This window comes from Rhizobium sp. BK602, assembly GCF_014195095.1.
Classification (GTDB): domain Bacteria; phylum Pseudomonadota; class Alphaproteobacteria; order Rhizobiales; family Rhizobiaceae; genus Rhizobium.
In genome coordinates this window covers 215,049-240,767 of record NZ_JACIBC010000009.1, presented here as the reverse complement: position 1 = coordinate 240,767, position 25,719 = coordinate 215,049, and the positions used below count along the sequence as shown (strand labels likewise).

Here is a 25,719-nt window from a genome sequence, read left to right as displayed (position 1 = left end):
ACCGTTGGCGTGGGCGGTTCTCTAAAGCGTCCTTCAGGGGAATGCAAGTGGGTTTGTGAAAAAGATCGCGATTTTCTCGCGAGATGCAGCGAAGAGACTGAAAACGCTCACTTTTCATGCGCGCTTCGGCTGCGGTAGTCGTCGAGCGAAACCGGGCGGTCGGGGATTTCGATACGAAACTGCGTACCGGCGGCGGGTTTTTCCACCAAAGCGATGGTGCCGCCATGGGCGAGAACCAGCTCGCGGGCGATCGCCAGGCCGAGACCCGTGCCGCCGGAGCGGGCGGAGCCGCGGAAAGCGGTGAAGAGGTTTTCGCGCGCCTTTCGCGGCATGCCCGGGCCGGTGTCGTCGACGGTGATGCTGACGACGCTGCCGATCCTGTGCGCGGCGACCGTGATACGGCGAATGCTGTCCGGCTCGGCGTCGCCGAAAGCGATCAGCGCCTGATGGGCATTGCGGCAGAGATTGTGGATGACGCGGAAGAGCTGCTCGCTGTCGGCATCGACCACCAGATCCTGGCCGACCTGCTCGATGAACTCGATGCCGCTCTCTGCGTCGATCGCCAGAATGTCCCTCACCTCGCCGATCAGCTCGATCAGCAGCACACGCCGGCGGCGCGGCGCCGATTCGGAAGCCTGGCCGAAGGACAGGACTTCGGTCGTATAGCCGACGGCGCGGTCGATGGTGCGCAGCAGTTTCGGCGCGAAGCGCTTGACCATGGGATCGTCGACATCGACCAGCCGGTCCGACATCAATTGCGCCGCCGACAGGATATTGCGCATGTCATGGTTGATCTTCGACACGGCGAGGCCGAGGGCGGCGAGGTTCTTCTGCTGCTTCAGCGTCTTCTGCAATTGCGACTGCATGGAGGCGAGATGGCGGCCGGCGACGGCGAGCTCGTCGCGTCCCCCGTCCGGCACCAGCACGCGGCCCGGATCTTCCGGATCGTCGGAATAGGCCTGCATGCTGTCGGTCAGCCGGCGGATCGGCCGGATCATCATGCGGTTGATGGCAAAAAAGATCAGCGTCGCGGTGAAGAGCGAAATCAGGATCGACATCAGGAAAACGCTGCCGGAATAGGCGAGCATGGCGTTGCGCAGGCGCGTATCCTTCAGCACCACCTCGATACCGGTGCCGGCATCCCCGCCGGCGGGGCCGAAAACGCGGATGATGCGATTGCCGCCAAACAGCAGCGTGTCCAGCGCATCACGGATCGCGGTCGGCTGCGAGACATCGCTCAGATCATATTGCTCATCGACGGAGGCCGGCATCTCGGCGGTCGCGAGCAGCCGCGAGGTTCCGTCCTTGCGCAGCACGATGGCGCGCGTGCCGGTCGCCATCAGCGTTTCCTTTTGCAGCGCCCGGGGCAATTCGGCCGGCTGCAGGGCGTCGATGACGATGGCGGCGGCGGCGGCTGTGTTCAGCCGGTCCTCAAGCCAGCGCAGCCGCATGTTGGCGACCGAGGGAACGAAGATCAGCACTTCCGCAAGCAGGATGAAACCGACGGTGAGAAGCAGAAGCTTGCCGGACAGGCCGCCGAAAATGCCGGTGGGCCGGCACAAACGGGCGTGACCACGAGCCTCGGCCGTGCTGGCCTTGCCGACGTTGCTATCCTGCCCACTATCCATTTTCGGCTGTCCCGCTTTGTTGCAAAGCGATCTGATGACGATTTATCGAAACAGGATAATAGGAGATTGCGGCGCAATTTCCAATCGCTTCCGTGTCTGCAGGCCGGAACGATCACCGCAAGGACGGGAAAAAGATGGCCGCCCCCCTGCGCGCTATAACTTAAATGCTCTGGACGCAATCCTGTGGTCTTGGTCATAACGGAGCGGAAAACCTATATAAGGAATTCACGGCTCGTCGCCGGTTCCACCCGACCAACGCCCCACGCCGGTTTGCGCCGCTCAATTCTGCACGATGCCAATCGTCCGCAACCAGACCTCGGCCTGCGCAGGCCAGTCGGTGGCGGGCAGCTTCGTCCGCCGCAATCCGAATGCGTGGCCACCTTGCGCATAGAGATGCATTTCCGTCGGCACATGTGCCTTCGACAGTGCGGTATAGTAAGCCAGCGACTGGTGTATGCCATCCTCATCGTCGTCTTCCGCCTGGACCAGGAATGTCGGCGGCGTCAGATTGGATACTGGGATATGAGGATTGAACGTGTCGTCCTGGGCCGCCAGATGTCCAGGATAGATCGCCACGGCGAAATCAGGCCGTGCGCTTTCGTCGTCGGCATTGTCCACCTTGGTATACAAAGGGCGGTCAAAAAGCGTGCTGATTTCCGCCACAAGGAAACCGCCGGCCGAGAACCCCAAGACACCGATTTTATGGGGATCGATATGCCATCGCCCACTATGAGCGCGTACCAACCTCATGGCCCGCTGCAGATCCTCCAACGACGGCTCCGATATGCGAAGGTTGTGCGGGCGGCAATCGCATTGCCAATTATAGGGGAGACTCGGAACGCGATACTTCAGCAGCACGCATGTAATACCTTTTGCGGTGAGCCAGTCGCAGACCTCAGTGCCTTCCAGGTCAATGGCAAGAACCTGGAATCCCCCACCCGGGATCACCACCACGGCTGCTCCCGTATCCCGTCCTTTAGGCGGATAAATGGAGATCGTCGGATTGGTTACATTGGTAACGTTGATTACTGGCTTGCCTGCTATGACTCCGGTGCTGACCGATACGTCTTCCGGCCCCGGTGCTGGCTGCGCGCTGGGGACCGCTCCAGGCCAGAGCGCAATTTGCTCAACCCCTTCTGGCGGCTGCCAGATCATCGGTTTCGCCTGCGCGTATTCTCCTATGGCCAACAGCCCCAAGACGATGGCCAATCGCTTCACGACGCTCCATTTCGTCCGCATTGGCATTTCCCTTCGAGAAGCGACGTTTCGCAGCCACCCAACATCGTCGCCACGAGCCTGGCGTGACGACGACGCGAGGCCGATCGCAAAACGCCCGGATCGGCGGCCCATAAGTTAGCACATATAGGCCGCACCCTCTCCGTTTCAGCCCATCCGGTCAGATTTCCTGCGCCGCTGCGGCGGCGTTGCCGCCGAAGGCATTGGCGATGCGACCGATCATGCGATGCGCCGGCGAAGCGACCGGCCGATGGGTTTCCGCACGGGCCGTAGCTGGGGCGGAGGCAGCGGCATCGACCCTGAAGCGGGCGACGAGGCGAACGAGGCCGTCGGCTTCGGCCGAAAGACGATGGGTGGCGGCCGAGGTTTCCTCGACCATGGCGGCGTTGCGCTGCGTCACCTCATCCATCTGATTAACGGCCTTGTTGACTTCGCTCAAGCCGGTTGCCTGCTCGCGGGCAGCGGTGGCGATCGAATGGATGTGATCGTTGATCTTCAGGACCCGCGACTCGATGGCCGCCAGCGCCTCACCGGTTGCCCGCACCAGCTTCACGCCGACCTGCACCTCATCGCCGGATTTGCCGATCAGCGACTTGATGTCCTTGGCGGCGGTGGCGGAACGCTGCGCCAGTTCACGCACTTCCTGGGCAACGACGGCGAAGCCCTTGCCGGCCTCACCGGCGCGCGCCGCCTCGACGCCAGCGTTCAGCGCCAGCAGGTTGGTCTGGAAGGCGATCTCGTCGATGACGCCGATGATCTGGCTGATTTCGCGCGACGCCTGCTCGATGCGCCCCATGGCGTCGACGGCATTGCGAACCACCGTGCCCGAGTGAGCCGCGTCCTCCTTGGCTTCCGTCACCATGACGCTCGCCTCACGCGCCCGCTCCGTCGAATTCTGCACGACGGCGGTGATTTCATCGAGCGCCGCCGATGTTTCTTCGAGCGCTGCGGCCTGCTGTTCGGTACGGCGCGAGAGATCGTCGCTGGCATGACCCAGCTCGTTGGTATTGACGTTGATGGAGCCCGTCGTCTCGCGCACCTCGCGCATGGTGTCCTTGAGGGTCGCAAAGGTGGTGTTGACGTTCTGCTGCAGTTCGGCGAAGGCGCCCTGGAATTCGCCGCGCATGACCTGGGTGAGATCCCCCTCGGCAAGGCTTGCGATCACACGGCGGACTTCGTTGACGCCGGTGTCGACGCTCGCCAGCAGCTCGTTGATGTTGCCGGCGAAGCGATTGAGGTTCGCGTCGTCGTAATCCTTGTTGATACGCTGGCCGAAGTCGCCGGCGGCGGCGGCGGCAACGACATGCGACATGTCTGCCTGCAGATCGTCGCTCCTGGCGCGCATTGCGGTTTCCTCGGCATTCATGCGGCGCACGGCCTGGCCGTTCTGCTTGAAGACATCGACGGCGACGGCCATCTCGCCGATTTCGTCGGCACGGCCGGCAAAGGGCACGTCGGCATCGAACTGGCCATCCGCCACCTGCTTGATGGCTTCCGTCAGCTTGCGGATCGGGCGGCTCAGATGCGCGGTGCCGATATAGATGCCGAGGCCGACGCCGGCGGCGATACCCGCCACCATCATGCCGAGCACGACCCAGAAAATCGTCTGCCGGAAGGCGTCGATGCCGTCGCTGACGGTCGCAAGTTCGGCCTTGTCGGTCTGGACGACGGCATCGATCTCAGCCTGGAAAGCCTTGCGATTGGCGCGGTTGGCGTCGTTATTGCCCTGCTTGCTGGCCGCTTCCGGCCCTTCCGCCACGCCGAGCCTTGCCGTCTCGGTCCGGAACGTCCGGAATTCCTGGGCGCGATCGCGCAATTTGGCGAATTCCGCCTTCTGCGCCTCGGGCACCAGGGGAGACCAGGCGGCAACCACCCGGTCGATCTCGTCGAGACCCTTCATCAGCCCATCGGCGAAGCCCTTGGCATCCTTGGAAGAGTCCGAGGCATAAATGCCGCGCGATTCCATGACGACGGCGGTTACGAAACGGTTGAGACGCTCGCCCATGTAGGCACGGCTCGCCGCCTGCTCGTATGTTCGCAACTGCTGCCCATATTGATCGACCGCGTAAAGTGCAGTGACGCCGATCAACAGCGCCGCGCCGGCCATTACACTTACGAGCAGATTGATTTTACCGCGGATCTTCAAGGATATGCCTCCTGCAAGCGGAAGCCCTCCCCTCAAAACATGGGCTTGCCGCGAATACCCCTAAATATCGACTAAAAACATTAATGTTATATTGCCCCCGTCTCGAATATTATTTTGGAAACACTTCCAGTAACTTACTGAATTATTGGCGCATTATATTTTTAATATTCTAAAATACGAATTTACATCCGGCAACGCAGTCGTCTGGAGCGCTATCCGACGCCGCGAGGTCGTGGAACAAGGTCTGCATGTGGCCGAAAAGCCGGATTTCCAGGAATCTGCAGTCGTATAATTGACTTCCAGGGCCGTCATCCGTATAAGCCCGCGCACGTCCGGTCATGGAGCCTGCTTTTGCGGGCCAAAGTCCGTTCGCCAAAATCAACAACGCTCCTTGCTTTTGAAGCAAAGCTCAAGAAGGGCCGCACTCCGCGGTGTTTAAATAAATGAAGCGTACCTATCAACCATCCAAGCTTGTCCGCAAGCGTCGTCACGGCTTCCGTGCGCGCATGGCCACCAAGGGCGGCCGTAAGGTTCTTACCGCCCGCCGCGCCCGCGGTCGCAAGCGTCTTTCGGCCTAAGGGCCGGAATGCCCGATAGATGGCGGGCGACTTGACGAATGAACGATCCAAAAAGACTGTCGGGCGGCTGAAAAGCCGGCCGCAGTTTCTTGCAGTCCGCCAAGGCGAAAAGCGCAAGGGAAGCCTCTTCCTGATCGAGGTATTGGACCGCAAGCTCTCCGACGCCGAACCCCGCGTCGGTTTTACCGTTACCAAAAAACATGGCAACGCGGTGGAACGCAACCGCATGCGGCGCAGGCTGAAAGAAGCCGTGCGGCTTAACGCCGTGTTTGCAATGCAGCCCGGACACGACTATGTGGTTGTCGCGCGGCGTGATGTGCTGACCGCACCTTTCGAGAAACTGGCGAGCGAACTCGCCCAACGGATCGAATCCAGGCCGAGACACAAACGGCCGGAGACGGACCGCTCCAGGAAAGTATGATGGAAAACAAACGCAATTACTACATAGCAATTGCCCTGTCTGTGCTGATTGTTCTCGGCTGGCAGTTTTTCTATATGAACCCGCGCCTCGAGGCGCAGCGCAAGGCCGAGCTCGCCACCAAGGCGCAGCAGCAGACGCAGCAGGTCCAGCCGACGACGCAGGCGCCCACGGGCGAGGCCGTGAACGGCGCGGCGCCATCGAGCGGCCAGACCGCGCCGACGACGCTCACGCACGATCAATCGATCGCCAAGACGTCCTCTTCGCGTGTCCTCATCGACACGCCGGCACTGCTGGGTTCCATCAATCTGGAAGGCGCCCGCCTCGACGACCTCAGGCTCAAGGCCTATCATGAGACGGTCGACAAGAGCAGCCCGATCATCACCCTGTTCAGCCCGGCCGACACCAAGGACGGCTATTTCACCGAGCTCGGCTATGTCGGCAGCGACGCGACCGGCACTGTTCCCGGCCCCTCGACGGTGTGGACGCTTTCGAGCGGCAGCAAGCTGACCGAAACGACGCCGGTGACGCTCTCCTACACCAATGACAAGGGCATCACCTTTACCCGCACCATCTCCGTCGACGAACGCTACATGTTCACGGTCACCGACAAGATCGCCAATGCCGGCCAGGCGCCGGTGTCGCTGTCGAGCTATGGCCGCGTGACCCGCTACAACAAGCCGACGACCCCTTCGGCCTACGTCCTGCACGAAGGCTTCATCGGCGTCATCGGCGACGACGGCCTGGTCGAGACCAAATACACCGCGACCGAGAAGGAAGCCGTCAATCCCGCCAAGGCGACCGGCGGCTGGCTCGGCATCACCGACAAGTACTGGGCGGCCACGATCGTGCCGCCGCAGTCGACCGCCTATGACGCGCATTTCTCGCATTTCGCCGATGGACAGCCGCGCTACCAGGCCGACTACAAGCAGGACGCCGTCACCGTCGCGCCCGGCCAGTCGCAGGAGCTGAAGAGCCTCGTCTTCGCCGGCGCCAAGGAAGTTCCGGTCATCGACCGCTACGAGACGAGCTATTCGATCCCGCGCTTCGACCGCCTGATCGACTGGGGATGGTTCTATTTCATCACCAAGCCGATGTTCAAGCTGATGGACTTCTTCTTCCGCTACTTCGGCAATTTCGGTGTCGCGATCCTCTGCACGACGATCGTCGTCAAGGCGCTGTTCTTCCCGCTCGCCAGCAAGCAATACGCTTCGATGGCAAACATGAAGCGCATGCAGCCGAAGATGGAAGAGCTGAAGGCCAAGTTCGGCGACGACCGCATGGGGCTGCAACAGGCAACCATGCAGCTCTACAAGGAAGAGAAGATCAATCCGATCGCCGGCTGCTGGCCGGTGCTCCTGCAGATCCCGATCTTCTTCTCGCTCTACAAAGTGATCTACATCACCATCGAGATGCGTCACGCGCCGTTCTTCGGCTGGATTCAGGACCTGTCCGCGCCCGATCCGACCTCGATCGTCAATCTCTTCGGTCTCTTGCCGTTCACGGCGCCGACCATCCTGCATCTCGGCGTCTGGCCGCTGATCATGGGCGTCACCATGTTCCTGCAGATGCGTATGAACCCGACGCCGCCGGACCCGACCCAGGCGATGATCTTCAACTGGATGCCGCTGGTGTTCATGTTCATGCTGGCAAGCTTCCCGGCCGGCCTCGTGATCTACTGGGCCTGGAACAATACGCTTTCGGTCATCCAGCAGTCGATCATCATGAAGCGCCATGGCGTGAAAGTGGAACTCTTCGACAATCTGAAGGGCCTCTTCAAACGAAAACCGGCGCCATCGAAATGACGACAAAAGCCCCGCTTCGGCGGGGCTTTTTCGTTGTTCGGCGGCACGTACCGCCAACAAAAACGCCGGCATCGGAGATGCCGTATCCGGCAATTCAGCCGTTGAGCGTCGGCTGGCTCCATCGCTCCGCCAGTACCCGTCGCGCATCCGCCAGAATTTCCCTGTATTCCGGCTTGAACGGGGCGGCGAGCTGCTTTTCGAGTTGCGTGAGCAGACCGTTCAATACGGCGCATTCCGCGGTGCTCTCGAAGCACAGCTTGTCGGGACTGTGAGCGGTCGCCTCGCTCCAACGGGACAGAAGCTCAAAGAGCACCAGCGCCTCATTCGCGTCCAATCGTATTTCCGCGGCATCATCGGTTTCTGGGACGTTGTGTTCCATTCGCCCAGAATGGCAGGACGCGGCTCAATCCGCAACGACCATAAGCGCGGCAGGCGGCGGCCGCAAAATAGAAGGCTTTTTCCGGCGTGGATCGCATGGCTATCAAAACTTGACTTTCGCCGGCAAAACCCCGAAGCAGTCAGCCAGTCGAACCGGAAGACCTGAAGCAGCATGGCAGATCAGACGACAAAAGAGGAAAAGCCGCTTTTCGGGCGCCCGTGGATCTTTATCCGCGGCGTGCCGGCAATGAAGTTCCTGCCGCCCGAAGGACCGCCGGAAATCGCTTTTGCCGGACGCTCGAACGTCGGCAAGTCGTCGCTGATCAATGCCCTGGTCGGGCACAAGGGTCTGGCGCGCACCTCGAATACGCCGGGCCGCACGCAGGAACTCAATTATTTCGTTCCCGACGGCTTTTCCGGCGAGGGTGGCGACCTGCCGCCGATGGCGCTGGTGGACATGCCTGGCTACGGCTATGCCCAGGCTCCGAAGGAGCAGGTGGATGCCTGGACGAAGCTGGTCTTCGACTATCTCAGGGGACGCACGACGCTGAAGCGCGTCTATGTGCTGATCGACAGCCGCCACGGCATCAAGAAGAACGACGAGGAAGTCCTGGACCTGCTCGACAAGGCCGCCGTCTCCTATCAGATCGTGCTGACCAAGACCGACAAGATCAAGGAAGCAGGCCTGCCGAAACTGCTGGCCGAGACAGCGGAGAAAATCCGCAAGCGCCCCGCCGCCTATCCCGGCATTCTCGCCACCTCCTCGGAAAAAGGCGTGGGCCTGCAGGAGCTGCGCGAGGCCATCGGTCTGACGGTCGGCATCGACGTCTGATTTTCGGGCTTTAGAGCAATTCCAGGAAAAGTGTGCAGCGGTTTTCCGTCCGGAATTGCGTCAAAACAAGAGTCTTTTTCCCGCGAAAGACTATCGTCAGGGCAGACGGATGGTGCCGGAAGCGACGACGTTGCCGGTGGGCTTGCCGGTCGGAGAACCGCCGAAAGGCTCGACGCTGACGGCGATGATCGCCCCCTCCGTTAGCCTGGCGTGAATTTCCGACGGCAAGGTGAGTTCGCCTTCGCCGGTCTGCGGCAGGATACCGAGCGCCTCGGCCGGATCGCTGCCGCGGATCAGCCAGAGTTCCAGCGATTTTTCTCCGGGCTGGCCGGCGGCGACCGGCGCCACCTTCAACTGGCCGCTGGCGATGTCGTAATTCGCCAGAAGATTGATCGGGCTGCCTTGTCCGGCAAGCGACGCAGTCAGCAATTTGCCGGGCACCGGCTGCGGGGTGCCGTTGGTGAGGGTGAACACCAGGACACCGGCCGCGAGAAACAGCGAGCCGAAGGCGACGGCGCGCCAAAGCAGCAGAGAATGCCAGAATTGGGCGCCGAAGGCCGCATGGGCGAAAACGCGCCTTTCGACCTTGGGAAAGATCGCGGCCGATGGCGCGGCCATGTCATAGTCGTCGTTGAACCCGGAAAGATTCTGCTCCCACCGGCTGACGATGGCGGCGAACTGGCGATCGCTGCGCATCCGCCGCTCGACCTTCTGCCGATCTTCCAACGACAATACACCAAGCACATATTCCCCAGCCAGGAGTTCGTCGCGGGAGCGGCCTCCCTTGCTTTGATCAGGCGTACTCATCGGCGATGCACTCTCTCGGTCTCGTCAGGCTTTGGCACAGCCAGCTATGCATGGTATTTGGGGGCTCGGCGATCGCTTTGCGAATCCCGGCAGCCCAGCTCCCGGCATAGCCGTCATAAACGGCCTGAATTGGACGAAGCTTCCAACTCTTCCATGCGGCTGTCAATCGGGCATTCCTCCTAGTGCACCATCTTCGGAGCCCGACGCGACGCCGCAAGGCCGGCTTGCGCTACGAAAGACGGCGGAGGCGATGTGACGCGGCTACAAGTAATCTTGTTATCATTATTCCCTCTGTCAAAAACTTGAGATAAAAGGCCGCGATCAATTCTGAGGGGTGCCCCATGTCCGAAGCCCAAAGCGAACTCCAGGCCAGGCTGCTTGCCCAGGCCCTGCCCTACATGCAGCGTTATGAAAACAAGACCATCGTGGTGAAATATGGTGGCCACGCCATGGGCAATGCCGAACTCGGCAGAGCGTTTGCGGAGGATATCGCGCTTCTCAAGCAATCGGGCATCAATCCGATCGTCGTCCATGGCGGCGGCCCGCAGATCGGCGCCATGCTGACGAAGATGGGCATCGAATCGAAATTCGAGGGCGGACTGCGCGTCACCGACCAGAAGACGGTCGAGATCGTCGAAATGGTGCTCGCCGGCTCGATCAACAAGGAAATCGTCGCGCTGATCAACCAGACCGGCGAATGGGCGATCGGCCTTTGCGGCAAGGACGGCAACATGGTCTTCGCCGAAAAGGCGCACAAGACCGTCAAGGACCCCGATTCCAATATCGAGCGCGTGCTCGATCTCGGCTTCGTCGGCGAGGTGGTCGAAGTCGATCGCACCTTGCTCGACCTGCTCGCCAAGTCGGAAATGATCCCGGTCATCGCCCCGGTCGCGCCAGGCCGCGACGGCGCGACCTACAACATCAATGCCGATACCTTCGCCGGCGCGATCGCCGGTGCGCTCAGCGCCACCCGCCTGCTCTTCCTCACCGACGTTCCAGGCGTGCTCGACAAGCAGGGCGAGCTGATCAAGGAACTCTCCGTCGCCCAGGCGCGGGCGCTGATCGCCGACGGCACGGTTTCCGGCGGCATGATCCCGAAGGTCGAGACCTGCATCGACGCCATCAAGGCCGGTGTCCAGGGCGTCGTCATCCTCAACGGCAAGACCGCCCATTCCGTCCTGCTCGAAATCTTCACCGAGGGCGCCGGCACGCTGATCGTTCCCTGATACGAACGTGCCCTTTCCACCCAAAGAACGGGTGCGTTGTCTCGTTATCGCCGGCGGCGCGCTCAACCGAAATCGGTCGAGCGCGTCAGGTCTTCCCACGCGGTGATCTCCGCGCTCAGGACGGCGATTTTTCCACGCACCAGGTTCAGGGCGTCGGTTCCGAGCAAGAGATGGACTGGCGGCTCGTCTGACGCCACCAGCTCCAGTATAGCCGCGGCAGCCTTCTCGGGATCGCCGGCCTGGTGGCCGCTCTTTTCCTCTCGCGCCTTGCGGATGGGGTCGAACAGCGCGTCATAATCGGCAATGCTGCGGTCGGTGCGAACCATGGAGCGACCGGCCCAGTCGGTGCGGAACGAGCCTGGTGCGACGGCCGTCACCTTGATGCCGAAATCCTTCACCTCCTTTGCCAGCACCTCGCTAATGCCTTCGAGGGCAAATTTGCTGCCGCAGTAATAGGCGATGCCGGGCATGGTGATGAAACCGCCCATCGACGTGATGTTGATGATGTGGCCAGCGCGGCGGCGACGCATGAAGGGCAGTACCGCCTTGGTCATCGCCACTGCGCCGAAGACGTTGACGTCGAACTGACGGCGCATCTCGTCGAGCGGCGATTCCTCCAGCGTCCCTTCGTGGCCATAACCGGCATTGTTGATCAACACGTCGATCGGACCAAGGTCCGCTTCGATGCGCGCGATGGCGGGATCGATGGCAGCAAAATCGGTCACATCCAGAAGAACAGCCTTGGCGCGGCCCGGTGCCATGGCCTCGAACCGCTCCTGGCCGGTGGCGTTGCGGACTGTGCCCGCGACACGGTGGCCGGCGGCGAGCGCCGCCTCGGCGAAGGCGCGGCCAAAGCCCGAGCTGACGCCGGTGATCAGGAAAAATTTGCTCTCAGTCGAATTCATGGGGAAGCTCCTTGCTGTCAGCACGCTCGATGCTCGGCCGAGCGGTCACATACGCCTATGTGGATGCGGCAGGACTGACAGTCCAATATATTGCGGTGGCTAGTTTCATATCTTAAAGATATTCCTGATCAGTCGACCGCCGGAGACGCGATGGAGCTGCGCCATATCAAATATTTCCTCGCCGTCGCCGAGGAGCTGAATTTCACCCGCGCGGCCCGGCGCGTCGGCATCGGCCAGCCGCCGCTCAGCAATCAGATCCGCGATCTGGAGGAGGAAATCGGCGCGCCGCTGTTTCGCCGTCTGCCGCATGGCGCCGAATTGACGGAGGCGGGGCAGGTCTTCCTGCCGGAAGCCCGCGCGATCATGGCCAAGGCCGAGCATGCGAAAGCTCTGGCCTTGCGGGCGGCGCGCGGAGAGCTCGGGCGATTGCGGTTGGGCTTCACCGGTTCGGCCGCTTTCAGCCCGATCGTGCCGTCGGCGGTGCGCAGCTTCCGTCGCGCCTATCCCGATATCGATCTGACGCTACAGGAAGCCCATACGACGCGGCTGTTGGAGCTGCTCGACACCGAGGAACTGGATGCCGTCTTCGTCCGGCTGGGCCGCGCCGACCCGCCCGGTTTCCGAACGCATTCGCTCGGAGAGGAAGCCATGGTCGTCGCGCTCCCCTCAGGCCATCGGCTCGCCGATGCCGCAGCCCTGCCCCTGTCGGCGCTTTCGGCCGAACCTTTCGTGCTGTTTCCACGCGAGGCCGGCCCAAGCCTGTTCGAGGAAATCATCGCCGCTTGCCGGCATGCGGGTTTCGAACCGATCCTCGGGCCGATCGCACCGCAGATCACCTCGCTCGCCAATCTCGTCGCGGTCGAGCTCGGCATTTCGGTCGTGCCATCGGCGGTCGCGCAAATCCGCGTGCCGGGCGTCGTCTACATACCGATCAGCGGGGACGGCCCGGTGGCGCGGCTGGCGCTCGCAACGCGGCGCGGCGAGCGTTCCGCCGTTGTGCAGAACTTCCTCGCACGCGTGCTTGCGGACAGAGATGGTCCGGCGTGATCAATCCTGCTGATAGACGGCTTCCGCCTCGCTCTTCAGCATGCCCATGACAGCGCGGTAGGGAGCGGGACCATAGCTGATGCGGCTGACGCCGAGGCTTGCCATCGTGGCGTTGTCCGGCGTCGCCGGACGCACCATGATGTTGACCGGCAGCGGCGAACGATCGCACAGATCCTGGATCAATTCGGCATCGACGAGACCGGGCGCGAAGAAGCCGCTGGCACCGGCCTCGGCAAAGGCATCGGCGCGGCGATAGGCTTCGTCCAGCAGGAGCTGATGATGCGCCGTATCGCTTTCCTGCAGGAAGAGATCGGTGCGGGCATTGATGAACAGCGGCATTTCCCGCCGCGTTGCCATCTCGCGGATGGCGCGGATGCGGATCGCCTGGATGTCGATCGGATGCACGCCGCGGCCGCCGATCACCTGATCCTCGAAATTGATGCCGATGGCGCCGTGATCCATGATCTTCTCGACATTGGCGGCGACGGCATCCGGCTCGAGGGCATAGCCGCCCTCGAAATCGACGGAGAGCGGCAGCGGGATCGTCACCGAGATCAGCCGCGCCGTGACAGCGAGCAGCGACAGCGGGATCGCTTCGCCGTCGCCGAAGCCGTTGGCGGCTGCGACCGACCAGCTGCCCGTCGCCAGCGCCTTGGCGCCGGCCTCGGTCACGGCCTTGGCGGAGCCGGCATCCCATATGTTGAAGAGGATCACCGGATCGCCCTTCTTGTGCAACCGAGCGAACTCTTCCGCCTTTTCCACCTGTGTCATCGCATCCCCTCCACAAGGCCCGACCGGGCATGTCCCATCCGCTATCTCCGAAGAAGCAGCGGCTCCTCTTCCCCGAAGCAAATAGGGTAAAGCCCCGGAAATCAACGGCAAAACCATAGCCTGCATTGCAATTGCGGGCAATCTCCGCAGGGTGTCTCATATAAGCGGCCTGCATATTTTGCTTTTCCTTCAGCGATGCCGCATGCCATAAGGCCGGCATGACCCAGACAAAAACGCTGCCCACCCCCGCCGATTTCTCCGATATCCGCGACTGGGTATTCGATCTCGACAACACGCTCTACCCGCACCATGTCGATCTCTTCGCGCAGATCGACAAGAACATGACGGCCTATGTTTCGGCTTTGCTGCAAATGGAGCGGGACGAGGCGCGCAAGCTGCAGAAACAATATTATCTCGAGCACGGCACGACGTTGCAGGGGCTGATGATCCATCATCGCATCGACCCCAATGATTTCCTGGAAAAGGCGCATGCGATCGACTATTCGGCGCTGATGCCGCAGCCGGAGCTCGCCGCCGCCATCAAGGCGCTTCCGGGCCGCAAGTTCATTTTCACCAATGGCAGCGTCAAGCATGCGCAGGCGACCGCGGGCGCGCTCGGCATTCTCGATCACTTCGACGACATTTTCGATATCGTCGCCGCCGATTACGTGCCGAAGCCGGCCGGCAGCACCTATGACAAGTTCATGAGCCTCAACCGCGTCGATACGAAGCGCGCGGCCATGTTCGAGGATCTGCCGCGCAACCTCACGGTTCCAAAGACGCTCGGCATGAAGACGGTGTTGCTGGTGCCGCAAAATCTCGAGGGCACCGTGGTCGAATGGTGGGAGCGGACCACGGGCGAGGACGATCATATCGACTATGTGACCGATGACCTCACCACCTTCCTGAAGGCGCTGATTTAACCTTTCATTAGAATGGGGTTACGAAAGTTTCATCCGCCTTACCGATGTTTAATTGGTCGTTTTTTGCCTGCAGCCGTATCGTTTGACCATTCCTCGACACGAAAGGAAAAACGATGAACGGGAAAAAACTTCTTCTGGCAGGCCTTTCCGCAACCCTCCTGGTTGGCGCCGCTGCGCAGGCAAGCTTCGCGGCTCCGCAAGGCAATGACGGCAGGGGCGGCCGCTGGCACGGACCGGGCTTTTCGCCTGAGATCGCCTATGTGCGCATGCTGAAGCAGTTCGACACCAATGGCGACATGAAGATCACCAGGGACGAGGTCAAGGCCGGCGTCGACAAGATCTTCGACCAGATCGACACCAATCACGACGGCCAGATCACCCCCGGCGAGCTGCGCGCCTATCGCCAGGACCAGATCAAGCAATGGAAGGCCGAGCACGCCAAGGCTGACGACAAGGATCAGCCTGGCAACACCCAGGGCGATCAGGCGCAGGCGAATGATCAGGCCGGCGGCGACAAGGCGCAGACCGACGACCACAAGGGTGGCGACGGCCGGCACGGCCATCATCGGCATGGCGGCGGCCGCTTCATGCGCGAGGCAGCTCTCTTCCGCGAGACCATGCTGTTCCACCGCATCGACAAGGATGAGAACGGCCAGATCAGCAAGCAGGAGGCCGAAGACGCCGCCAACAAGCTCTTCGACCGCATGGACCGCAACCATGACGGCGTGATCTCGCTGGACGACATGCCGAACCGGCCGTTCCTCTAGAGCATTTCCAGGAAAAGTGCGAAGCGGTTTTCCGTCCGGAATGCGTAACTAAACAAGAAGATAGAGCATTTTCGCGATTCGAAGAAAAGCGGAAATGCTCTAGATCGCGAAACCATTCATTTCCATAGCCAATAGGAAGCCGGTTTCAATTTCCGCAGCCACCGGGAAACCGGCTTCCGGTAAAGTCATACCCCGCCGTTTTCTCGGTTCATGACTGAAGACGTTTCGCCATCTCCGACGTTCGGCTCCACCCCATGCGTTCGTAGAGGGGACGGCCAGCCTCCGTGGCATGCAGGATCGCATAGGCAATGCCGCGGCGCGCGAACGCATCATCCGACGTTTGCATGAGGAGCCGCGCGACGCCCTGTCCGCGATGATCGGGCTCGACGAATAGGTTGAGCACATAGCCGCGACGGCCTTCCGCAGGATGAGCAGGATGTGGGGGCCAGTCGATTTCCATCAAACCGATGCCACCGACTACAACGCCCGCCCGTTCCGCCATAAACCCGAAATACCGGCCATCGGCCAAACGTGGTTCGAGCCAATCGCGGAACGGCGCCGCCATCGCAGCCACGTTGATCTCGTCCCGGCCTGCTTCGCGGAACATCTCTTCGCGGTGACGGCATATGGCGTCCAGGTCCGAACGTGAAACTGGTCGAATGTCGATCATCATCTCACTCAAATTCCAGTCGCCAGGGGGCGTTCACACGGTCCGTCAATGTCCGTTGTCGTGCTCGTAGAAATCCGCGACGATTTTCCAGGCCTCCTCCGCCGTCTCGACGAAGCTGATCAGCTTGACGTCGTCGGGGGCGATGACGCCGAATTCAGCGAGCCCGTCGAAATTGACGATATTGCGCCAGAACTTTTCGCCGAACAGGATGAGCGGCAGGCGCTCCATGCGGCCGGTCTGGATCAGGGTCAGGCATTCGAACAGCTCGTCCATCGTGCCGAAACCGCCGGGGAACACGGCGATCGCCTTGGCGCGCACCATGAAATGCATCTTGCGGATCGCGAAATAATGGAAATTGAAGCTGAGTTCCGGTGTCACATAGACATTCGGCGCCTGCTCATGCGGCAACACGATATTGAGACCGATCGACGGGGCGCCCTCATCGGCAGCCCCTCGGTTGCCCGCCTCCATGACGCCGGGGCCGCCGCCGGTGACCACGACATATTCATGAAAATCGAAGCCCGCCGAATAACGGGAACACAGCCGCGCGAACTTGCGCGCTTCCTCGTAATAGACCGATGCCGCTTCGAGATTGGCCCGCTGGACATCGTTGCGCGCCGCCCAGGCGCTGGTGCCGGGGGCAGGAATGCGGGCACCGCCGAACATCACGACCGTCGACCTGATGCCGCGCTCGGTAAGCGCCATCTCGGTCTTCAGCAATTCGAGCTGCAGCCGGATCGGGCGCAGTTCCTCGCGGCAGAGAAAATCCTCGTCGGCATAGGCCAGGCGATAGGAGGGCGACATCGACTGCGGCGTCCTCGGAACGGATTCCGCCCGCTGCTTGTCGGCAGAACTCGTCTTCAAGGGATCCCAGACCCCATCCTTGCGCCTCAGCCTACTGTTCTTCGCCTTGCTCATTTCCCATGCCTTTCGAATCGATCATGACGGGCCGTTTCTGCCGATGGACGGAAATAGCCAAGCTCTTGCATATGCCCCTACAACGCCTTGAATCCAAGCTCAATCGGCGCGGAAAAGACATTCCATTTTCGGCATCCATGCTATAGGACCAATCGACCGCTTCCGGACCATTTCCGGAAATCACGCTAGCCACAGACGTTTTAAGGAATTCCCATGAGCGCCACCGATCTCGCCTCTCTCGAAAATGCCATCGAGGCCGCCTTCGACAATCGCGACAATGTGAACACGTCGACGCGCGGCGAAGTCCGCGATGCCGTGGAAACGGCGCTCAACCTGCTCGACAGCGGCAAGGTGCGCGTGGCCGAGCGCGGTTCCGACGGCAACTGGACCGTCAACCAGTGGCTCAAGAAGGCGGTGCTGCTCTCCTTCCGCCTCAACGACATGAAGATCGTCGAAGGCGGCCCCGCAGGCGCGACCTGGTGGGACAAGGTTCCCTCCAAGTTCGAAGGCTGGGGCGAGAACCGCTTCCGCGAAGCCGGCTTCCGCGCCGTGCCGAACGCCGTCGTGCGTCATTCCGCCTATATCGCTCCCAATGCCATCCTGATGCCCTCCTTCGTCAACCTCGGCGCCTATGTCGGCGAAGGCACCATGGTCGACACCTGGGCGACCGTCGGCTCCTGCGCGCAGATCGGCAAGCATGTGCATCTGTCGGGCGGCGTCGGCATCGGCGGTGTGCTGGAGCCGATGCAGGCCGGCCCGACCATCATCGAGGACAATTGCTTCATCGGCGCACGTTCGGAAGTGGTCGAGGGCTGCATCATCCGCGAGGGTTCTGTGCTCGGCATGGGCGTCTTCATCGGCAAGTCGACCAAGATCGTCGACCGCACCACGGGCGAGATCACCTATGGCGAAGTGCCGCCCTACTCGGTCGTCGTCGCCGGCGCGCTGCCGAGCGGCAACACCATGGCGAACGGCCAGCCGGCACCCAGCCTTTATTGCGCCGTCATCGTCAAGCGCGTCGATGAAAAGACCCGCTCGAAGACGGGCATCAACGAACTGCTGCGCGACTGAGATGAAACGGGGGCGCTTGCTGAAAGCGCCCCACACGCTTTCCGGGTGACAGAACCCGCGCAATTGCTAAAATTGCCCTCGATCGAATCGCGGCGGCGATTTTCAGCCTGCCGTTCGTATTCTGCCATCGCTTTGCCATTTCCCGCCGGATAAGTAGCCTCCGATGACCGTCACCGATCCCGTCGCCAATCTGCAAACCCTGATCCGCTGCGCCTCCGTGACGCCGGCCGAAGGCGGCGCGCTGACAGCGCTCGCCGACATGCTGGCGCCGCTCGGCTTCAAGGTGGAGCGCATGACGGCCAGCGAGCCGGGCACGCCCGATATCGAGAACCTCTATGCCCGTCTCGGCACCGAGGGTCCGCATCTGATGTTCGCCGGCCATACGGACGTCGTGCCGGTCGGTGACGCCGCCGCCTGGAGCCATCCGCCCTTTGCCGCCGAGATCGCCGATGGCGAGCTTTTCGGCCGTGGCGCGGTCGACATGAAGGGCGGCATCGCCTGCTTTGCCGCCGCCGTCGCCCGTCATATCGAGAAGCACGGACCGCCCGCCGGCTCCATCTCCTTCCTGATCACCGGCGACGAGGAAGGCCCCGCGATCAACGGCACGGTCAAGCTGCTGCAATGGGCCGCCGAGCGCGGCGAGCGCTGGGATGCGTCGCTGGTCGGCGAGCCGACCAATCCCGACCAGCTCGGCGACATGATCAAGATCGGACGCCGCGGCTCGATATCCGGTTTCATCACCGTTCACGGCGTGCAGGGCCATGCCGCCTATCCGCATCTTGCCGACAATCCGGTGCGCAGCATCGTCAAGCTGACCGAAGCGCTGCTCCATCCGCCCTTCGATGCCGGCACCGAGAATTTCCAGCCGTCGAACCTCGAGGTGACGACGATCGATGTCGGCAATGCCGCCACCAACGTCATTCCGGCCAAGGCGACCGCCGCCTTCAACATCCGCTTCAACGACAGCTGGACCGCCGAGACACTGAAGGCGGAGATTCTCTCACGCCTCGATGCCGCCGCGGCGGATCAGATGCTGCGCCCGGGTCGTGCGCCGACTAAATATGATATCGTCTGGTCCGAACGGCCGAGCCAGGTGTTCCTGACCCGCAACAACGCGCTGATCGCCTCGCTATCCTCGGCGGTCGAAAACGTCACCGGTCGGACGCCGCAGCTTTCGACCACCGGCGGCACCTCGGATGCACGCTTCATCAAGGATTATTGCCCCGTGGTGGAGTTCGGCCTCGTCGGTCAGACCATGCATATGGTCGACGAGCGCGTCGCCGTTTCCGATCTCGAAACCCTGACCGGCATCTACGAGACCTTCATCCAGCGCTGGTTCGCGAATGCCGAGCTTTAGGGAAGTCCAATATTATCTGGCCGGCCTGTGGCTTCTCATCCGCATGGATGCGCGCGGCTTCCAGTATCTGGACATTTCGGATCGCGGCATGATGCGCTCCTTCTGGGCGATCCTCTGGTGCCTGCCGTCGATCGGCATTTCCTGGCTCTGGTGGCAGCGGGCCTATCTCTTCGCCATGCCGCCGGAAACCGTGACCGGCATGGCCTTCTTCTTTCGGCTTGCCCTGGTCGAGGCGGCGAGCTGGCTGACGCCGCTGGTCTTTGCCGGCGTGCTGCTATTGATCTTCCGTTTCGGCGACAAGTTCACTCCAATCGTCGTCGTCGTGAACTGGCTCGGCCTGCCGACATCCTACCTCAATGCCCTGCTGATCGCGCTGCTCGCTTTCGTTCCCGGCGCCAGTGCGCTGGCGGCCATGCTGTGGCTGGCGCTGATGATGGCGATCATCTTTTCACTCGCGCGCATTCTGAGAATGATCCTCGGCACGCACCCGCTCTTCGTCGGCACACTGACGCTGATGCTGCTCATTCCGAGTATGCTACTGACCGACTTCCTGCAGCGATTTCTCGGTATCTACCCGCCGGTCTGAGTTGCGATGTGACGCCACATCGCCTGACGATCAGCTATCGTCGGCCTCGTCCTCGAGGACCGGCGCCTCGGTGCTGGCATCGTCGCGATAATCCACCTGCATGAAATAGAGACCGTCCGGCGGTGCGACGGGGCCGCAGGCCTTGCGGTCGCGCGCCTCCAGCGCGGCGCGCACGTCGTCGGGCGTCCACTTGCCTTCGCCGGCAAGCTTCAGCGTTCCGGCAAAGGAGCGAATCTGATTGTGCAGGAAGCTCTGCGCCGTGGCGCGGATTTCGATCAGGTCGCCGCTGCGCGTCACGTCCAGCCGGTCGAGCGTGCGCACCGGGCTGTTCGCCTGGCAATGGGCAGAGCGGAAGGTCGTGAAATCGTGCCGACCGACCAGCATCTGCGCCGCCGCATGCATGACCTCGTGATCCATGTCCTTCGGCACCCACCAGGCACGCCCGGCTTCCAGCGCCAGCGGCGCACGGCGGGCAATGATCCGGTAGAGATAATGCCGGCGGATGGCCGAAAAGCGGGCGTCGAAACCGGCATCGACTTCCATGACGTCAACGATGGCGACACGATCTCCCGCGAGCCTTAGATGGGCGTTCAGCGCGTTGCGCAGCGTATGCGGCTTCCAGTCCCTGGAGAGATCGGCATGCGCCACCTGGCCCATGGCATGCACGCCGGAATCGGTGCGGCCCGCACCGCGAATGGAAACCTTCTCGCCCGTCAGCGACAGGATGGCGCCCTCGATCGCGCCCTGCACGGAGGGACCATTGTCCTGACGCTGCCAGCCGACATAGGGAATGCCGTCATATTCGACGGTCATGCGGTAGCGCGGCATCAGGCTGGCCCCGCCGCAAGCATCGTGCCCGGCGCGATCGGCGTGCCGCGCAGGAAATCGGCCGCAGCCAGCGGCTTGCCGCCGGCCTTTTGCAGCTTCGTCAGCCTGATGGCGCCGGACGCGCAGGCGATCACCAGATCGTCCGTCAGCACTTCGCCGGCCGCGCCCTCGCCTGCCGCAGGCTCGGAGCCGAGCACCTTGACCCGCTCGGGCCTGCCGGCGATCTCGGCCTCGAACCAGGCGCCCGGAAACGGCGACAGCCCACGAATATGATTGTGCACATCGGCGGCGGGTCGGTTGAAATCGATGCGGGTCTCGGCCTTGTCGATCTTGGAGGCGTAGACGACGCCGTCGGCGGGCTGTTCCGTCAACGGCAGCTCGCCATGCTCCAGTCTGTCCATCGCTTCCGCCATCGCCTTGGCGCCGACCAGCATCAGCCTGTCGTGCAGCTCGCCGGCGGTCATGGTGTCGCCGATCTCGACCTCCCGTGTGAGGGCGACCGGGCCGGTGTCCAGGCCCTTGTCCATCTTCATCACCATCATGCCGGTGTTCCTGTCGCCGGCCATGATCGCCCGCTGGATGGGGGCCGCTCCGCGCCAGCGCGGCAGCAGCGAGGCATGGCCATTATAGCAGCCTAGCCGCGTGCCCGTGAGGATCGCCTCTGGCAGCAGCAGCCCATAGGCGACGACCACGGCGACATCGGCCTGAAGATCGCGAAAGCGCTGGCGCTCGTCCGGTTCCTTGAAATTGACCGGCGTGAAGACCGGCAGGCCCAATAGTTCCGCGGCCTGATGCACCGGCGACTTCTGCAGATCGAGCCCGCGGCGCCCACCCGGCCGTGGCGGCTGCGTGTAGACGGCGCGAACTCTATGCCCGGCATCGACCAGCGACCGCAGCGTCGGCACGGAGAATTCGGGCGTTCCCATAAAGATGATATTCAGCGACATACAGTTTGTCCGGCTAGGATATGCGGCTTGGCGCGGGTTTCATCCAAAAGCGCTCCGCGCCATTTCGGGTCATGGATCAGCCACCTTCAAACGGGTTTACGAGCTTGAGATCAAGCCCTTCGAAATCTTTTGTGTTGCGCGTCGCCAAGGTGGCGCCATGCGAAAGGCAGATAGCGGCGATCATGGCGTCCTGGACGGAAATCTGATGGCCGATCCGTTCGCGACGGGCACGAATGCGGCCAGTCTCAATCGCGCAATGATGATCGAAGCTCACTATTTTGCCTCTGAACGCGCCCAGAAGCGCGTTGAAAATCTCGACATGGCGACTGGAATTCGTTCGAAGACGGAAGCGTTCCGCCCCGTACGACAACTCCATCACGACCACATCACAGAGATGAACATCCCATTCGGGTTGAACCAACATCCATGCTTTGACTTGCTGGTTTGTCTCAGGCTTGGTCAGCTCCGAGACGACATTCGTATCGAGAACGATCATTCAAATTCTTCGACCGGCCGGCCGAAATCCTTTTTCCGCTCCGCTTCGATCTCGTCCATAATGCGCGCAAATTCCTCGCCCGCCTCAGGATCACTTTCGTCGAAGAAGATCGGACGCAGCGCCTCCCAGGCCGATAGTCCACTGCGGCGGTTATCATTTTCAGCCAACAGAGCTTTACGAAGCAACACCTTTGCTTCCTCCGACAGGCTGCGACCCGTCTGCTTTGCCCGCTCGGCAATATCCTGCTTCATCGCATCGGGAATATCGCGAATCAAAAGGTCGCTCATTCGGCATCTCCATTATGATATCACTGATATCATAAGCGCATCAGGCCGATCTTTCAACGTTCGCCTCAGAGCGCCTTCGCCTTGGCCGCCTTGGTGAACTTCTTGATCACCATGTCGCGCTTCAGGCGCGAGATATAATCGATGAACAGCACGCCGTTCAGATGATCGATCTCGTGCTGGAGGCAGGTGGCGAGCAGGCCGTCGGCCTCGAGCACCTGTTCCTTGCCGTCGCGGTCAACATGCTTGACGGTGATGCGCGCCGGGCGTTCCACTTCCGCATAATAATCGGGGATCGAGAGACAGCCCTCCTCATAGACCGAACGTTCGTCGGAGGACGCGACAATCTCGGGATTGATGAAGACCAATGGCTTCTTGTCCTCGCCCTCGCGCGCGACATCGATCACCAGCATGCGGCGGGGAACGCCGATCTGGATGGCGGCAAGGCCGATGCCTGGCGCATCATACATGGTTTCCAGCATGTCGTCGGCGAGACGTTGAATTTCGGTATCGACGCGCTCGATGGGCTTGGAAGCCTGGCGGAGCAGCGGATCGGGCAAAATGATGAGTGGCTTGATCGTCATGACGTTTCCCATAACGCATCTTGTGATGCGATGGAATTCTCTAGATGGCGGCAACGCCGTGTTTTTTCAACGCCCGCCGCATCCGCACCCATAACGGCGGCCTGAAATTTTGTTCACGTTTTGATCTGGATATTCACACCGATTTTGCTATGGTGCCGTCACGCGTTCCATGAGTTTACCCGATATCATGTCCTTTACCCTCTTCGGCCAAGCCTTTTCCGCGATCGAAATCCTGACTGGTCTCGCCATCCTGCTTGCGGCCATCGTGGTCGTCCTTCTCCTCGCCGGCAGGCGACGGCAGTCGGAAGAGGAGCTGCTGCGAAGCGAGGATGTCGAGCATGGCATGGCGGCAATCCTCAGGGCGCAGGCGGAAATGCAGGGGCGGCTCGCCACCATGGCCGAGCTGTTCGGCTCGCGGCAGGCGGAACTCAACCATGCCATCGGCCAGCGGCTCGACGGCATGTCGCAGCGGGTGACGGCGACCATCGGCGAACAGACGCGCTCGACGCACGAGAACCTGCGCCGTCTACAGGAGCGGCTGGCCGTCATCGATGCCGCGCAGACGAACATCCAGTCGCTGGCGAAGGACGTCGTCGGGCTGCAGGCGATTCTTTCCAACAAGCAGACGCGCGGCGCTTTCGGCCAGGCACGTATGGAAACGATCATCGCCGACGGATTGCCGATCGGCGCCTATGCCTTCCAACCGACGCTGTCGAACGGCTCGCGGCCGGACTGCACGGTGCGCATGCCGAACGGTTCGCCGCCGCTGGTCATCGATGCCAAATTTCCGCTGGAGGCCTGGAACGCCATCCGCAATGCCGCGGCAACGGGCCGCGAGCAAGGCAAGATCGCCGCGCAGCAGTTCCGCCGGGATATCGAGTTGCATATCCGCGATATCGCCGAAAAATATCTCATCCAGGGCGAGACGCAGGATACCGCCTTCCTCTTCGTTCCCTCCGAATCGATCTTCGCGGAAATCCACGAGAATTTCGAGGCGATCGTGCAGAAGGCGCAGCGTTCGCGCATCGTCATCGTCTCGCCGTCGCTGCTGATGCTGTCGATCCAGGTGATCCAGGCGGTGTTGAAGGACCAGCGCATGCGCGAGCAGGCGCATGTCATCCAGGGAGAGGTGGCGCATCTGATGGACGATCTTGCCCGCCTGGACGAACGGGTGCGCAAGCTGCAGGGCCACTTCGCCATGGCGCAGAAGGATGTGGACATGATCGTCACCTCCGCCGACAAGCTGGCCCGGCGCGGCGAGCGGATCGAGGCGCTGGAATTCGAGGCCGCCGGAGAGCCGGCGAAGCCCGCCAGCGACGAGCGGCCGAAGCCGATCGACAATCGCACTGGCCAACTCAAGCTGAGGGTGGTTGACGAGGACTGATCGCTTCGGGCAGTGTCGCCGCCAAATCGGCGCATGACACCGCAAGCCAAACGGGTTTGCGGATCATTGCGCGATCAACACGCAGCGCGGGACATCCCATGATCACTATTTTCGGCTCCATCAACATGGACCTCATCGCCACCACCGACCGCCTTCCGAAGCCGGGTGAGACCGTGGCCGGCAATGGTTTTTCCACCGCGGCCGGCGGCAAGGGCGCCAACCAGGCGCTGGCGGCGCGCCGCGCCGGCTCGACCGTGCGCATGAGCGGCGCCGTCGGCAATGACGATTTCGCCAAGCCCGCCCTTGCCCTGCTCGGTGCGGCCGGCACCGATCTCTCCGCCGTCGCCCATGTGTCCGAGCCGACCGGCACGGCGCTGATCCTCGTCGGCGGCGACGGCGAGAACATGATTGCCGTCGTTCCCGGCGCCAACGGCACGGTGACGGCCAAGGACGCGACCGCCGCCGTCGATGCGCTCAGCCCCGGCGATACGCTGATGCTGCAATTCGAGATCCCGGTCGCGGCCGTCGAAACCGCACTCGCCGCCGCCAAGGCCAAGGGCGTGCGCACGATCCTCAATCTCGCGCCGCTCATTCCCGACGCCGCGCGCCTCGGACGCCTCGCCGACATCGTCATCGCCAACGAGACCGAGTTCGAGCGGCTCGCCGGCCAGGACGGCATGTCGGCTGCCGAGCGCGAGGCGGCCCTTGTCCGCCTGCATGCCGAGACCGGGCAGACGCTCATCGTCACGCTCGGCGGTGACGGCGTCATCGCCATCCGCGACGGTGAATTGTCGCGCGCCAAGGGCCTCGTCATCGAACCGGTCGATACCGTTGGCGCCGGCGATACCTTCTGTGGTTATTTCGCCGCCAGCCTCGATCAGGGCCTGGATTTTCATGCGAGCCTGCGCCGCGCCGCCGTCGCCGGTTCGCTCGCCTGCCTGAAGGCCGGTGCGCAACCATCGATCCCGGTTGCAAGCGACGTGGCCGCACGTCTCTGAAGGCAGCCGTTTCTTATGCGTTCATGCGAACGAATTAATTAAATTTTTGCGCTTTCATCATCATTCTCCTCTCGCCTGCCGTGTATCGCGGCGGGCGCGCTCCCCGGCGGCCCCATGACAGGGCCATCC

General features: G+C 62.1%; 28 protein-coding genes. 14 read left to right on the top strand and 14 right to left on the bottom strand.

Annotation, left to right across the window (positions count from 1 at the left end; translation table 11 throughout):
* Positions 1-107: 107 nt before the first annotated feature.
* The 3 genes from FHX11_RS26020 to FHX11_RS26010 all read right to left on the bottom strand — a co-directional run bounded on the left by FHX11_RS26020 (position 108) and on the right by FHX11_RS26010 (position 5,010).
* Positions 108-1,628, bottom strand: a complete 1,521-nt coding sequence (locus FHX11_RS26020) for a HAMP domain-containing sensor histidine kinase (protein ID WP_184363020.1) — start codon at positions 1,626-1,628, stop codon at positions 108-110.
* A 279-nt stretch (positions 1,629-1,907) separates the two neighbouring features.
* A complete protein-coding gene (locus tag FHX11_RS26015) occupies positions 1,908-2,867 on the bottom strand; it encodes an alpha/beta hydrolase (RefSeq protein ID WP_184363018.1) in 960 nt (319 codons plus the stop codon).
* Between the two features lie 157 nt (positions 2,868-3,024).
* Positions 3,025-5,010: a methyl-accepting chemotaxis protein gene (locus FHX11_RS26010; protein WP_184363016.1), complete on the bottom strand. Its 1,986-nt coding sequence runs from the start codon at positions 5,008-5,010 to the stop codon at positions 3,025-3,027.
* 443 nt (positions 5,011-5,453) lie between these two features.
* On the opposite strand from FHX11_RS26010, the gene rpmH reads away from it, so the two are divergent.
* The 3 genes from rpmH to yidC are packed head-to-tail and all read left to right on the top strand — an operon-like array spanning position 5,454 to position 7,811.
* Positions 5,454-5,588 carry a 50S ribosomal protein L34 gene (rpmH, locus tag FHX11_RS26005; RefSeq protein ID WP_184363015.1) on the top strand — a complete coding sequence of 45 codons (135 nt, stop codon included), beginning with the start codon at positions 5,454-5,456 and terminating at the stop codon, positions 5,586-5,588.
* 19 nt (positions 5,589-5,607) lie between these two features.
* Positions 5,608-6,009, top strand: a complete 402-nt coding sequence (rnpA, locus tag FHX11_RS26000; RefSeq protein ID WP_184363011.1) for a ribonuclease P protein component — start codon at positions 5,608-5,610, stop codon at positions 6,007-6,009.
* Complete coding sequence (yidC, locus tag FHX11_RS25995) at positions 6,009-7,811, top strand: membrane protein insertase YidC (RefSeq protein ID WP_184363092.1); 1,803 nt, start codon at positions 6,009-6,011, stop codon at positions 7,809-7,811. Before rnpA ends, yidC begins: the two co-directional genes overlap by 1 nt.
* A 94-nt stretch (positions 7,812-7,905) precedes the next feature.
* Here yidC and FHX11_RS25990 read toward each other — a convergent pair whose 3' ends face one another.
* Positions 7,906-8,145 (bottom strand): hypothetical protein, encoded by a 240-nt coding sequence (locus tag FHX11_RS25990; RefSeq protein ID WP_246781145.1) that lies wholly within the window; start codon positions 8,143-8,145, stop codon positions 7,906-7,908.
* A gap of 216 nt (positions 8,146-8,361) precedes the next feature.
* On the opposite strand from FHX11_RS25990, the gene yihA reads away from it, so the two are divergent.
* On the top strand, positions 8,362-9,021 hold the full coding sequence (gene yihA / locus FHX11_RS25985) for a ribosome biogenesis GTP-binding protein YihA/YsxC (RefSeq protein WP_184363005.1): 660 nt from the start codon (positions 8,362-8,364) through the stop codon (positions 9,019-9,021).
* Between the two features lie 96 nt (positions 9,022-9,117).
* Here the strand turns inward: yihA and FHX11_RS25980 are convergent, their stop codons facing one another.
* The gene (locus tag FHX11_RS25980; RefSeq protein WP_184363002.1) at positions 9,118-9,828 is read right to left on the bottom strand and encodes an anti-sigma factor; all 711 of its coding nucleotides are present in this window, start codon (positions 9,826-9,828) and stop codon (positions 9,118-9,120) included.
* A gap of 341 nt (positions 9,829-10,169) precedes the next feature.
* Here FHX11_RS25980 and argB point away from each other — a divergent pair, with 341 nt between their 5' ends.
* Positions 10,170-11,054, top strand: coding sequence for an acetylglutamate kinase (gene argB, locus FHX11_RS25975; protein ID WP_184362999.1), 885 nt, complete (start codon positions 10,170-10,172; stop codon positions 11,052-11,054).
* A 62-nt stretch (positions 11,055-11,116) separates the two neighbouring features.
* On the opposite strand, the gene FHX11_RS25970 is transcribed toward argB, so the two are convergent.
* Positions 11,117-11,959 carry an oxidoreductase gene (locus tag FHX11_RS25970; protein WP_184362996.1) on the bottom strand — a complete coding sequence of 281 codons (843 nt, stop codon included), beginning with the start codon at positions 11,957-11,959 and terminating at the stop codon, positions 11,117-11,119.
* Between the two features lie 150 nt (positions 11,960-12,109).
* Here FHX11_RS25970 and FHX11_RS25965 point away from each other — a divergent pair, with 150 nt between their 5' ends.
* The gene (locus tag FHX11_RS25965) at positions 12,110-13,006 is read left to right on the top strand and encodes a LysR family transcriptional regulator (protein ID WP_184362993.1); all 897 of its coding nucleotides are present in this window, start codon (positions 12,110-12,112) and stop codon (positions 13,004-13,006) included.
* On the opposite strand, the gene FHX11_RS25960 is transcribed toward FHX11_RS25965, so the two are convergent.
* Complete coding sequence (locus FHX11_RS25960; protein WP_184362991.1) at positions 13,007-13,777, bottom strand: isocitrate lyase/phosphoenolpyruvate mutase family protein; 771 nt, start codon at positions 13,775-13,777, stop codon at positions 13,007-13,009.
* 218 nt (positions 13,778-13,995) lie between these two features.
* Here FHX11_RS25960 and FHX11_RS25955 point away from each other — a divergent pair, with 218 nt between their 5' ends.
* Both FHX11_RS25955 and FHX11_RS25950 read left to right on the top strand, forming a co-directional pair.
* Positions 13,996-14,700, top strand: a complete 705-nt coding sequence (locus tag FHX11_RS25955) for a pyrimidine 5'-nucleotidase (protein ID WP_184362987.1) — start codon at positions 13,996-13,998, stop codon at positions 14,698-14,700.
* Positions 14,701-14,813: 113 nt separating this feature from the next.
* A complete protein-coding gene (locus FHX11_RS25950) occupies positions 14,814-15,467 on the top strand; it encodes an EF-hand domain-containing protein (protein WP_184362984.1) in 654 nt (217 codons plus the stop codon).
* 208 nt (positions 15,468-15,675) lie between these two features.
* Here FHX11_RS25950 and FHX11_RS25945 read toward each other — a convergent pair whose 3' ends face one another.
* Together FHX11_RS25945 and FHX11_RS25940 are read right to left on the bottom strand one after the other, a co-directional pair.
* Complete coding sequence (locus tag FHX11_RS25945) at positions 15,676-16,140, bottom strand: GNAT family N-acetyltransferase (RefSeq protein WP_210292588.1); 465 nt, start codon at positions 16,138-16,140, stop codon at positions 15,676-15,678.
* 42 nt (positions 16,141-16,182) lie between these two features.
* Positions 16,183-17,055: an LOG family protein gene (locus tag FHX11_RS25940; protein WP_184362981.1), complete on the bottom strand. Its 873-nt coding sequence runs from the start codon at positions 17,053-17,055 to the stop codon at positions 16,183-16,185.
* A 213-nt stretch (positions 17,056-17,268) separates the two neighbouring features.
* Here FHX11_RS25940 and dapD point away from each other — a divergent pair, with 213 nt between their 5' ends.
* From dapD to FHX11_RS25925, 3 genes are all read left to right on the top strand, one after another.
* On the top strand, positions 17,269-18,126 hold the full coding sequence (gene dapD / locus FHX11_RS25935) for a 2,3,4,5-tetrahydropyridine-2,6-dicarboxylate N-succinyltransferase (protein WP_184362976.1): 858 nt from the start codon (positions 17,269-17,271) through the stop codon (positions 18,124-18,126).
* Positions 18,127-18,289: 163 nt separating this feature from the next.
* Positions 18,290-19,483: a succinyl-diaminopimelate desuccinylase gene (dapE, locus tag FHX11_RS25930; protein ID WP_184362973.1), complete on the top strand. Its 1,194-nt coding sequence runs from the start codon at positions 18,290-18,292 to the stop codon at positions 19,481-19,483.
* Positions 19,470-20,069 (top strand): hypothetical protein, encoded by a 600-nt coding sequence (locus FHX11_RS25925; protein ID WP_184362970.1) that lies wholly within the window; start codon positions 19,470-19,472, stop codon positions 20,067-20,069. The genes dapE and FHX11_RS25925 overlap by 14 nt, the downstream gene beginning before the upstream one ends.
* Positions 20,070-20,099: 30 nt before the next feature.
* On the opposite strand, the gene truA is transcribed toward FHX11_RS25925, so the two are convergent.
* From truA to def, 5 genes are all read right to left on the bottom strand, one after another.
* The gene (gene truA / locus FHX11_RS25920) at positions 20,100-20,897 is read right to left on the bottom strand and encodes a tRNA pseudouridine(38-40) synthase TruA (protein WP_184362967.1); all 798 of its coding nucleotides are present in this window, start codon (positions 20,895-20,897) and stop codon (positions 20,100-20,102) included.
* On the bottom strand, positions 20,897-21,844 hold the full coding sequence (gene fmt, locus FHX11_RS25915; RefSeq protein WP_184362964.1) for a methionyl-tRNA formyltransferase: 948 nt from the start codon (positions 21,842-21,844) through the stop codon (positions 20,897-20,899). The genes truA and fmt overlap by 1 nt, the downstream gene beginning before the upstream one ends.
* A 76-nt stretch (positions 21,845-21,920) precedes the next feature.
* Positions 21,921-22,340 carry a type II toxin-antitoxin system VapC family toxin gene (locus tag FHX11_RS25910; RefSeq protein WP_184362961.1) on the bottom strand — a complete coding sequence of 140 codons (420 nt, stop codon included), beginning with the start codon at positions 22,338-22,340 and terminating at the stop codon, positions 21,921-21,923.
* Complete coding sequence (locus FHX11_RS25905; protein ID WP_184362958.1) at positions 22,337-22,627, bottom strand: plasmid stabilization protein; 291 nt, start codon at positions 22,625-22,627, stop codon at positions 22,337-22,339. The genes FHX11_RS25910 and FHX11_RS25905 overlap by 4 nt, the downstream gene beginning before the upstream one ends.
* 65 nt (positions 22,628-22,692) lie before the next feature.
* Positions 22,693-23,208, bottom strand: a complete 516-nt coding sequence (gene def, locus FHX11_RS25900) for a peptide deformylase (RefSeq protein WP_184362956.1) — start codon at positions 23,206-23,208, stop codon at positions 22,693-22,695.
* Between the two features lie 44 nt (positions 23,209-23,252).
* Here def and FHX11_RS30090 point away from each other — a divergent pair, with 44 nt between their 5' ends.
* The 3 genes from FHX11_RS30090 to FHX11_RS25890 all read left to right on the top strand — a co-directional run bounded on the left by FHX11_RS30090 (position 23,253) and on the right by FHX11_RS25890 (position 25,590).
* Entirely contained in the window at positions 23,253-23,381 is a 129-nt protein-coding gene (locus FHX11_RS30090) for a hypothetical protein (protein ID WP_281411639.1), read from the top strand.
* Complete coding sequence (gene rmuC, locus FHX11_RS25895) at positions 23,378-24,592, top strand: DNA recombination protein RmuC (RefSeq protein WP_184362953.1); 1,215 nt, start codon at positions 23,378-23,380, stop codon at positions 24,590-24,592. Before FHX11_RS30090 ends, rmuC begins: the two co-directional genes overlap by 4 nt.
* A gap of 98 nt (positions 24,593-24,690) precedes the next feature.
* Complete coding sequence (locus FHX11_RS25890) at positions 24,691-25,590, top strand: ribokinase (protein ID WP_184362950.1); 900 nt, start codon at positions 24,691-24,693, stop codon at positions 25,588-25,590.
* The last annotated feature ends 129 nt before the right edge of the window (positions 25,591-25,719 follow it).